This window comes from Trichocoleus sp. FACHB-46 (assembly GCF_014695385.1).
GTDB lineage: Bacteria > Cyanobacteriota > Cyanobacteriia > FACHB-46 > FACHB-46 > Trichocoleus.
Map to the genome: position 1 here is coordinate 1 of NZ_JACJOD010000082.1, position 10,128 is coordinate 10,128.

Consider the following 10,128-nt stretch of genomic DNA (forward strand, 5'->3'; position numbering starts at 1 on the left):
GGCGACCGCAGCAGCAAGACCTTCAAGTTGTTATGGGTGATTGTAAAGTGCTGGCACTGTTTCTTCTACGTCACCGATGGATGGAAGGTTTACTCTATGTTCATTGAGGAAAGCGACCAAATTGTCAGTAAGACTTATATGACTCGGGTGGAGGGAGAGAATACCCGACTGAGGCATTATTTAGCACGATTGCACCGGAAAACCTTGTGCTACTCCAAATCAGTTGAGATGTTGAAGTGTTCACTTCGGTTGCTGCTGCATTATTTGAAGTATCGGACAATTCCTCTCTCAGCTTAAATCATTACCTATTCAGCAACGCCACTAATTCAAACGGGCTTATGAGAGATTGTTCGTCTTCGCTCTGAGTCACGTGCCTTTCATCCTAATACTTACCCTGACAGGTATAGCGCGGAGCTTCCCGGCTAGCGGCTAAAGCTGCGACAGCACAGCAATTCTTCAGGGTCTAGTGATTGAATTCTTTAGCTGCCCAAGTTAGACTCGCCTGGCAAAGCACGTCATGGCAAACAGGCGATAGAACAGGTTCTAGAACTATGGGAACGTTTGTGGATAGACGTCGTACTACTCTCCCTCACTTCCACAGATCTAGAACACTATCCTTTAGCGGGAGGTTTAGGAGCGCGATCGCTTTCCACCTTCTCTAATCCATCTAGAAGCAGCCGCCTCAGCTTTTGCGCTAGAGACAGCTCGGTCCACAGCGGATTATCCGAGTACGCCTCGTCAATTCGCTCTCTAAGTCCTTCAATGTCTACTGTTACTCGATCTGCCACAATACTGGTTAGCTTAAATTTGTTACCCACAGCTTAGCCTACTGGTTGTACCTCAACTTCATGTTCATTAATGTGATGCAGTTTGCATTGGATTACTGTATGCTGTATTCATGAGAACAGTCACGGCCTCTCGGCTCAGCTTCTAGCTAGAGGTATCTTAATGACGCTAGCTCTGAGGCCAAGGCAATGAAGCTAGCTGCACTCAAGCAACAGGCCTACGAAGTACGGAAACGTCTTAGCCTCCTCAATGGGGCAGTTGTACAACCCTAGAACTTCGAAGCTGGAATGAAGCCACAGTTTACCAACTTGAGCAAAAGTAGGCTTGGATAAAGGCCTTGCCAGGTTCACAGCCCACAGTTGCTACAATGCTCGCCTCGATGCCCATAGCCTCATTCTCTACAACTTCAATTTCACACCCAAGCGTCGGGATATAAGTACCGCCACCTCATTGTTGAGGAGTTTCTCGCTATCTCAAGGACGCTGAAGTGAATCAAACTCGGCTTAAAGCAGCTGTTCTCTCCCAGTATCACTTCATAAGAAGGGGAGGATGGCTGAGTCACGCCAGTCTCTAGAGGGCTCGTTTTTCTTTCCATTGAAATTAGAGGCGATCGCGGGGCAGATCAGGTAAACTACCATCATCGAAAATCACTAGCACAGGAGAGAGTGGACTCGATGCATTCTCAGTTTTTCTCGGTCGGGATCACAATTGAGGGGATGGCTATGTTCTAGGTCGTCCTAGAAGCCAAAAACCCCAACTGGTGGAACAGAAGGGGTTTTTGGCTGAATTGGTTGTTTTTAGGGATAGAGGGGACTCTAACTTGTATGCTTGTCCGGCGTCAGTTAGGTCGCCCACATCGTTATGCGCCTATATTAACTCGATTTGTCACGGAATTCAATTGGAATTTACATAAATTCCGCTTTGAAATTTCAGCAGCTTCAGCCTCAGTTGGGGTTGTTGTTTCTATAGCGCATAACTCTCTATCCCTTACTTAGTAAGGATTAGGGAGATTTATCGTGAATACTCAAGTTTTGCTGAGAACTCATCCTGGGGAAGCACCTCAGGATGAGTTCTCGGCTCATATCCAACCCCCGCATTGGCAAGAGTGGCTCAAGAGTGGGGTTAACCCCGAACTGATTGCCAGGAACGTCCGGAGTTTAAGTGGGGAAACTCCTTACGACTACCTTTGTTACTCCACTCAACTAGAGCGCACTAACTCTGGACGGCTCGTTACGCGGCTGATACGGCAGTACGCTCATGTCGAGTTTGGCGGTTGGTGGTGTAATGGCCTGGACCCTCTGGATGATTGGCAACCGATGCTCTGGGGTTGCTTCAAACCCAATCGTCCCCGCATCGACTTAGAGAAGTCTAAGGTCATTAAGTACGAGCATCCGCCAAAGCTACCGACTCGCGCTTTCTTCCTCAACCTGACTCCGCGCCTCTGGCTGGAAGTCGCAACTCGCTATGGAGTGGCTTCCACTGAGATGGGTGATGGGGAAGATGCTCAAGTCGTTGCATCTGAAACTTACTCAGGGTTTTGGCAGTGGGTGCTAAAACATCCCACCATTCCGATCATTCTGGTCGAAGGGGCTAAGAGAGCGGCTTGTTTACTCAGCAACGGTTATGTGGCGATCGCCCTGCCTGGCATCTTCAACGGTCGGCGCGTCCTACGCGATGAATCCGGTAAAGTCTGGGCTGAGTCCTTAATCCCAGAACTGGCTCTATTTGCCGTCCCCGGTCGCCGCTTTTACTTCTGCTTCGACCACGACCGCAAACCCAAAACCATCAAAAACGTCAACTTGGCCATCCTCAAAACTGGCAAGTTGCTGGAGCAGCAAGGCTGCGAGGTGCAAGTCATCTACTTGCCCGGACCTGAGAAGGGGGTGGATGACTTTGTCGTCAGTCGAGGCGCTGAGGCTTTTCAAATCCTCTACTCCCAAGCTGCCTCTCTCAGCCATTGGCAATGGGTACAGCAACAGCAGCAAAAACTCACTTACTCTCCCAGCTTAGTTCTCAATGCTCCTGACTTGTCCCAACTTCAGTTCCCTGCCCTTGCACCTTCTGATGCCAGTCCTGCTCATCAACTTAACGCTGGCATCCTCGCCATCTGCTCCAGCAAAGGCACAGGCAAAACTAAGCTGATGGCACAACTTGTGGCTGATTCCCGCCAAGTCCTGCTGCTGACTCACCGCCGTTGCCTGGGGCGATCGCTGGCCGAACGCATGGGACTGACCTGGAAAAGCGATGCGGATAAAGCCAATGGGCAGTGGATTGATGCTCAGGGGAAAGGCACGACTCAGCGCTTAGGGCTCTGTGTCGATTCACTGCTTTCCATCGACCCCAATCAGTTTATTGGTTGTGACCTCGTTATTGATGAAGTCTGCCAAGTCTTGACGCATCTGCTGACCTCGAATACCTGCCGTAAAGATGGTAAACGCCCCGCCCTCCTAGCCCGTTTACATTGGCTGATGCGCGTGGCTCACCGAGTTGTCGTGGCCGACGCCGACCTGAATGACTCCACCCTCAAGTACCTGCAACAACTCCGAGGTGAAGACAGTGGCGTGAACTTGATCTATAACGGATACCAACCTCAAGGCTATCCAGTGCAGTTTCTGCATTGCCCTAATGACTCTGCCATCACGGCTCAACTGCTAGAGGATATTCAAGCAGGCAAGACGGTCCTGCTGCAGACCGATTCCAAGGACTACGCCGATGCGATCGCGGCGATGCTTCCGCCTGAGAAGCGTCGCATCAAAATTACCAGTGATACCTCTGGGAATGAAGAGGCGGTTGAGTTTGTCCGCCATATTAACGAGCAAGCTCCTCACTACGATGTGGTGATTGCCACGCCCTCCATGGCGACTGGGGTGAGTATCGAAGTCGATCATTTTGCCGTTGTCTATGGCGTCTTCTTCGGAACGCTCCCAGATGCGGATGCCGCTCAAGCGCTGAGTCGCGTCCGTGCTCCGATTCCTCGCATCGTCTGGTGTGCCGCTCAAGGCAAGAACTTCTCTGAGGTAGACCGCAGCGAATACCCCTGGCACATCAAGCGATCTCTGAAGACGAAGTTTGACCAGGAAGCAGCCTTGATTCGCTCCAGTTTGCATCCCGACTTGATGCCGGTTCTGGATGCGGAAGTCGATTGGGAGCAAAACCCCCACTTGAACTTGTGGGCGGATATTACCGCTAATCTTAATCGAGCCATGTGGCGCTTACGGGACCAGTTGCAAGCTCGGCTTCTCTATGAAGGTAATACTGTAGAAGCGATCGCCGCCGAGCCGATGCAACCGATCAAGCAACGAGTGCAGGAAGCTAAGCAGCACAATCGTGCCCTGGAGTATCAAGCGATTTCTACCGCCCCCGCATTAAGCCCCACAGAGCGACTAGCTCTAGAAGCGAAAGAAGTCCTGAGCCTGGAAGAAAAACGCGCCCTCGAAAAAGCGCGGCTGGCCGACTTTTATACCGTTCCCTTAGAAGCGGTCACTCCAGAACTAGTCACCTTTGATGAGCGTGGTAAACGCCGAGGTCAGATTGCCCGCTTAGAGATGTTCCTTTACCCAGTCCTGGCGACTCAGAAAACCACAGAGGCGATCGCCAAGCAAAGTGTGTGGAAGCAGGGGTTATGGATACCGGACCTCCCAACGGCTGAGGGGGAACGAGTGGCTCGGGTTCTATTAGGATTACTCCCGTTTTTAGTCCCTGGCCGAGAATGGACGAATGAAGACTTAGAACCCCTAGGCGCGATCGCTCGTCGCTATACTCAGGACGTGAAGCGCTGGTTAGGGTTCAAGATCCCGGATGCCCCCGAGCAGGGCAATAACCTGTGGATCTTCCGACGACTTCTATTGCAGCTCGGCATTCAGATTGCCGCCCACCGCCAAGGCAGAAACCAAAAGCGCTCCGTGTGGATTAGCCCAGAAGCTTGGCAGACAGTACAGAGCATCCTCGATCGACGCCACCTGAAACGAGAGCTGTCAGACTTAGCTGCCTCCCATGTTGTAACCCCCTCTAGTTACTAAATATATAGCTGGCGCTTACAACCCCGAACCCTCAAGCTTCAATTCTTACCACTTCCTCCTGAAAAGAAAGAATCGGCAGATCAAGCTTTACCCAGAGAGCGAAAGACTGGGCAGCCTGCTTGCGAATTGCACTACCTGAAATCATTTTCAATGTTCATTTTGGTGTGCTCCAGAAGTACCCAACCTCTTGTCCATTACGCCTAGCTTTCCACGCTCTACACCCGGAAAGCTCAGCCAACTCATAACTATTCAAGGATTTTTACTATGATAATGACATCCCCTTCAACCCTCGCGATCGAGCAGGACTATGCCTGGCTGATCGCCATTCCTAAGCGCGACGAATTCACTCAGCCTCAATTTCACTTTGGCGAACGCGTGAAATGGTCTGGAGAAGATACCCAAGGAGTATGGTCCCGTAAAACCGGACGCATTATTGGCTTAAAGTTCACCCACGATTCCCAGTGGCATTATTCCATTCATCTAGATACAGAATTCTTACCCTCTGAAGCGATCGCCGAGGAAGTTTGGATAGCAGAAGCAGAACTGAAGTTAGTGCCAGACTCTGCTTCGGTACGCAAACAACTGAAGCCTGAATCTGAGTGGATGACCACGCAACAAGCCGCTCAGGTGTTGGGCATCTCCGCTGAGCAACTTCGCAAACTGCGGCGACGGCAGCTGTTCAAAATTGGCTATCACTACCGCGATACGAGTGTTCCTGGCTCCGGACTACCCCACTGGCAATGGCATATTGAGCGCTGCGGTAAAGCTCTAGAAATGCCACCAGAGAAACGATCCAGTCGCACTAAATAGAATCAAGCTACTTGTCGAACCGTCCATCTCTCTAAAAGCGAAGCGAACTCAATGAAAGATAAATTCTGTAGTTAGCTGTTGACTAAGGACTCATACCCTACCCTTGATCTGAAGCCGAAATTAGAAGATGTAATTAGATTAAGGGTTGGGAGCTGTGAAATAGTAGTTGAACAAATCAAGCAAAAATACTTGCACTGCTAAAAAGTAGAGTAGAATCAAACTGCAGGTTTAGCTGCTGCCAAACTCCGAGTGGTATCTCTAAACTAACAAACGAATACTCCTAGCTCTGCTAGATGCTCCTGCTTTTAGGACAGATAGTGCAAGGGTTACTTGTGGTTAAGCTTTTCTGTGTAAGTTTGAAAGCATGATCCAGTAGTCTCTTATCTGTCTTGCCTGTCAGTCTTAAAAGTTTCTGAGTTTCTTGCCTTGTTTAGACAAAGAGCCCTACGGGTGCTAAAACTTTGTAACTGCCGAAGTTAAGCTGTAGGGTAATTAATTTTCAATGGGGATCTGCTAGCTATAGAAGATTAACTGAGGTTTTTTAAATAAATAATTGGCTAAAATATGACTCTAAAGTGTTATCCTCACCAGGCAAATTTGCTCTCGAATTAGAATGAGTATGACTTAGTAAATTAACTCAACCTTAGGTTTGATTACTTCCATTCTTACCCTAAGTCCAAAAGACAGTCATTGGTTAGGGAAAAATTAGGGAAACCTAAAAACTTAAGCCCTGAAAGCTATGCTAGATAAGGAATTCAGTTCCACGATGTCCCTCCGAGAGGAGGGACATCGTGGAACTTTGGTATCAAGCAGAGCAGCTACGAAAGACTGAAGGAATGAGCTAGAACCTTCTGGGTGTAAGCTTTTTGCATTTTGTTTTTAAGCTTGAATTCTTTTCAAATGTAAGTAAATACAGGCAAATATTCCTAAGAAAATAGGGAAGAAATAGGGAAAAGTTTGGTTTCAATACCTTAGCTTCTATCACTCAGAGGGTGAATGATTCCCCTTGTAATCTAAAAATTTATGGGCAAGGCTTGCTGCTCAGCTAGCTTGGCACATCCTTAGAGATATGTTCAATTTCATGAGCCTTGCTGCGAATTTCTTAGTTGAGCCCTACGGAATGCCCAAGATTTTCTAACTCAGCCTTTAACGTATCTGGTTTGGGAAACGTTATTATCATTTGCCGAAAGGATTGTAGATTAACAATCTTGCCTGTAATTCGGTAGGTCGGGTTACTTAGCAACCGGCTGAATGCTGGTAGACTGTGGTACGGTTGCCCATTCTTCATCGTAAATAAGTAAGCGTGTTGGGGGTTGAAGCAGCTCCGTAAACCGGGTACTTCCCAACTCATTCCTTTGTCATCTTCGTAAGAATAGACTAGCAGCCACTCCTCCAAGTATTGGTGGAAACAACGCCCATCAGCATATTGCAGATTCGGAATTGCTAGCAATCGCCTTGGCTCCTGGCCTCTTTTCCTGCTTACAGGTAAGTGCACCCACCATTGGTTTCCCTCTCGATACAGAGAACCTTCTCCGGCCGAACTGATGGAATTCTCAACCTTTCCATCACTCTGAAGGAGAGCTGAAATTTTCAGGGTTCGTAGGACTGTAGGTCGTTCGGGAGATAAGTAAGTTAAAAGCGCAAACAGGAGAAAACGCTGATAGCTGAGGGCGATCGCGCTAGGAGTTCGCAGGGGTCCTAGCGTGGTTCCTCCTTGTTGGGATTGAGTGCTTTGAAGAAATCTGGGGGCACACTCTGAGCGAAGCCCTTCCCCAAACTCTAAAAATTCTGTCCACTCCAACACTTGCTTGGAGCGATCGCTCACGGGCTGATGACTCTTTACTTTCTCTCCAGCCTGTATTCTTAACTGACGCAAAGAAGCAACAGTGGGAAATTCCACTTCTATGTTGCCTAGGTTGGGTTGTTTCTCTTGCCAATAGACAAATTTAGCCACTGCCAGCAAAGTGTCTAATACCTTCAGCTCTGTATGAGGACTCTGAATTCCTTCACTTGAAAGCAGCGAACTCTCTGGCTGCTTTCCTCGCAACCACTCTAGATAAGACTGAGTTAATTCAACCGTTTTCCTGGCTGCCACTTGGTCTTGAGGGTGGGCATCTGAGTGATGCAGCCTTGGGGGAATTGGCACAAACTCAATCAAGCAGTGAAAACTAAGATCCTCTAAGGGAATTGCCCGCACCTGATGGAGCCACCCAAAAATCCTTAAAAGTTGCTGCTGGTGTTGCTGGGCCGTTGCTGCACTAACTGGCGAGCTTAGTCTTGCTGTTGGAAAGGGTTGAGTTAGAAACTGGTAAAACGTTTCTAATTCCTGCTTCAGAGTTGGAGTCAGCTGCTCTACTGCCAATCGATAAGACTGCCTAGCTTTGCGATTTGTCAAACGAACATGCGTTCCAGATCTTTTACGCTCCCGCTGGCGAGGAGTAGAGCGTTTTATGTCTGACCAAGCGACAGAACTAGACCCAGGCTGTTCTTTGCACCAAGCAATGAAATTATTTAAGGCCCAGCGATAATTGCGTCGGCTATTGCCCGCTACCTGCAACTGCTCAAACAAAGCATCTTGCAGTTTGGGAGCATCCTGCAACTGCTTCAGCTGCACCTGTTTTAGAAACTCTAGCCCTTGCTCCCGCTCCTCCCGAGTGAGTCGTTGCCCCTTTGGCAAGGGAAATCCCCAAGCTGGAAGAGTATATCTCACCAAAGCAGTTTGGACTTGAGCCAAAGTGGCATCAGCCTTCTTAGAGGTCATGGCAGTTTGCATAGACTGCTCATAGCCAAGCCAAGCATCGTACAGAGTCACAAAGGACCGAGATGCGCAGGGGTCATCCATAAAGATTCTTAACCAAGAAAAGACTTACCCTAAAGGAGGCCGTAGGGTAAGCTAATATGACAACATTTCGATCACTATTTAAAGAGGCACCGCCTCTAAGGACTCTCCTATGGTTAATCCAGAGTTTAAGGAAAAGCTACAGCAGCTGAACCACAAACTGAAACAAGCCAACATTCGAGTCAGGGTTGTCCTAAAGGGCAACTCCTTATATGCTAGAGCGACTTTGCCGCCGAAGCCAAATTCCAAAAAGTCCCAACCCCATCAGCAAGACGTGACGCTTAATCTCAAGGCGAATCCAGAGGGACTGCGACGAGCTGAAGCAGTAACGAAGAAAATTGGGGCAGCGATCGAACTCAAAGAGTTTCTGTGGACTGACTACAGTCAACCCACCGCTCAAAAAGCAGCTCTAAAAACAACTGCTGAATGGTGGACAGCCTTTGAAACTAATTATTTTGAGCATCACAAGCGTACTGCAACGACTGAAGATTCATTCAAAAATAGGTATAGAGACTATGTAAAACGACTGCCTCAAGACCAAGAGTTAACTCAAGAGCGACTAGAGCGAGCGATTAAAGTTACAGAACCGGACAGTTGCACACGATCCCGAATATGTTTTGCCTACAAGGCTCTGGGTGAGTTTGCTGGCATAGATGTCACTTTTATCAATAAAGCACTGCGAGGTAAGTACTCTTCTAGTAAGCCTGCATATCGTGCCCTGCCTAGTGATACTGAAATTATGGAGTGGTTCGAGAAAATCCCTAACCTAGATTGGCGTTGGGTTTACGGAATGTTGGCGACTTACGGGTTGCGACCTCATGAAGTATTTCACTTGGATACCTCTGAGTTGGAGCAAGGGGGGATAGTTGTGAAGGTTCTACCTTCTACTAAAACTGGTTATCGAGAGGTGCAACCGCTTTACCCAGAGTGGATTGAGCAGTTTAACCTGCGTGAGAAGCGCTTACCTAAGGTGACAGGCAAATGCAATCGTGCCTTGGGAAAGCGGGTGACAGGGGCTTTTAGAGCATACAAAACTCCCTTTCCTTCCTACAATCTAAGACACTGCTATGCTATACGCTGCATCGAGTTTAATATTGCTGTTGCCATAGCTGCTTGCTTGATGGGACATGGTGTGTTGGAACATACCCGAACCTATCAAGCGTGGCTTTCGAAGGTGATGCAGCAGGAGATGTTTGGGCGCGCAATGAACAGTCCCACTCGACCCCAACCGCCTAAACTTGGAGCGGCTGATTTAGCGGCTTAGGCTTAATCTCTGATCTGAGGGAAGCTAGCCTCAATGCCAACCTAAAACTCTAACGTTATCTGTTGAGAACCCACTGGGTAGTGGCAACTATCCCTACTAAACCAGTTGGTTGTTCAGGTTAGCTTCACTTTCGCTGAAAATTATGAGAAACACTTGTCTTTGTTGGTAGGGTTATCAAAATAAGCTAGATCAAGCTTTAGTGTCCAGTAATTAATCAGCTGAGTCCAAAGTCTTTTGACTGAAGTGCGATCGCGCGATTCAAGTGTTTTTAAGTCCTATGGTACTTTAGACATCCTGCATGAATCATAAGGGGTGTGCCAGTTCGTAGTTGAGTAAGCCAGCAATCAGGTTTATGCGCAAGCTAAACCGCCTTCTACGATTGCGATACCGACCTGAGAAAATGCGGAAGA

Annotated in this window: 6 protein-coding genes and 1 pseudogene; 4 read left to right on the forward strand and 3 right to left on the reverse strand. The window is 48.4% G+C overall.

Translation table 11 applies throughout. The features are described from left to right. Positions 1-297: IS1 family transposase (locus H6F72_RS28795; RefSeq protein WP_190437301.1), on the forward strand; the 297-nt coding region annotated here is incomplete at its 5' end. 314 nt (positions 298-611) lie between these two features. On the opposite strand, the gene H6F72_RS28800 is transcribed toward H6F72_RS28795, so the two are convergent. Further along, positions 612-818: a hypothetical protein gene (locus tag H6F72_RS28800; protein WP_190443352.1), complete on the reverse strand. Its 207-nt coding sequence runs from the start codon at positions 816-818 to the stop codon at positions 612-614. A 984-nt stretch (positions 819-1,802) separates the two neighbouring features. Between H6F72_RS28800 and H6F72_RS28805 the strand changes: the two genes are divergently transcribed. Together H6F72_RS28805 and H6F72_RS30640 are read left to right on the forward strand one after the other, a co-directional pair. After that, positions 1,803-4,805, forward strand: a complete 3,003-nt coding sequence (locus H6F72_RS28805) for a plasmid replication protein, CyRepA1 family (protein ID WP_190443344.1) — start codon at positions 1,803-1,805, stop codon at positions 4,803-4,805. Between the two features lie 270 nt (positions 4,806-5,075). After that, positions 5,076-5,615 carry a helix-turn-helix domain-containing protein gene (locus tag H6F72_RS30640; protein ID WP_242017211.1) on the forward strand — a complete coding sequence of 180 codons (540 nt, stop codon included), beginning with the start codon at positions 5,076-5,078 and terminating at the stop codon, positions 5,613-5,615. Positions 5,616-6,717: 1,102 nt separating this feature from the next. On the opposite strand, the gene H6F72_RS28815 is transcribed toward H6F72_RS30640, so the two are convergent. Beyond that, positions 6,718-8,457 carry a hypothetical protein gene (locus H6F72_RS28815; protein ID WP_190443346.1) on the reverse strand — a complete coding sequence of 580 codons (1,740 nt, stop codon included), beginning with the start codon at positions 8,455-8,457 and terminating at the stop codon, positions 6,718-6,720. A gap of 109 nt (positions 8,458-8,566) precedes the next feature. Between H6F72_RS28815 and H6F72_RS28820 the strand changes: the two genes are divergently transcribed. Further along, the gene (locus H6F72_RS28820) at positions 8,567-9,718 is read left to right on the forward strand and encodes a site-specific integrase (RefSeq protein ID WP_190443348.1); all 1,152 of its coding nucleotides are present in this window, start codon (positions 8,567-8,569) and stop codon (positions 9,716-9,718) included. Between the two features lie 303 nt (positions 9,719-10,021). Here H6F72_RS28820 and H6F72_RS28825 read toward each other — a convergent pair. Next, positions 10,022-10,128, reverse strand: a pseudogene (locus H6F72_RS28825) (IS5/IS1182 family transposase); the annotation flags it as partial.

Bases quoted from the DNA above. Each gene is read 5' to 3' on its own strand.
- H6F72_RS30640 (WP_242017211.1), top strand. From the start codon at position 5,076: ATGACATCCCCTTCAACCCTCGCGATCGAGCAGGACTATGCCTGGCTG.
- H6F72_RS28815 (WP_190443346.1), bottom strand. From the start codon at position 8,457: ATGGATGACCCCTGCGCATCTCGGTCCTTTGTGACTCTGTACGATGCT.
- H6F72_RS28820 (WP_190443348.1), top strand. From the start codon at position 8,567: ATGGTTAATCCAGAGTTTAAGGAAAAGCTACAGCAGCTGAACCACAAA.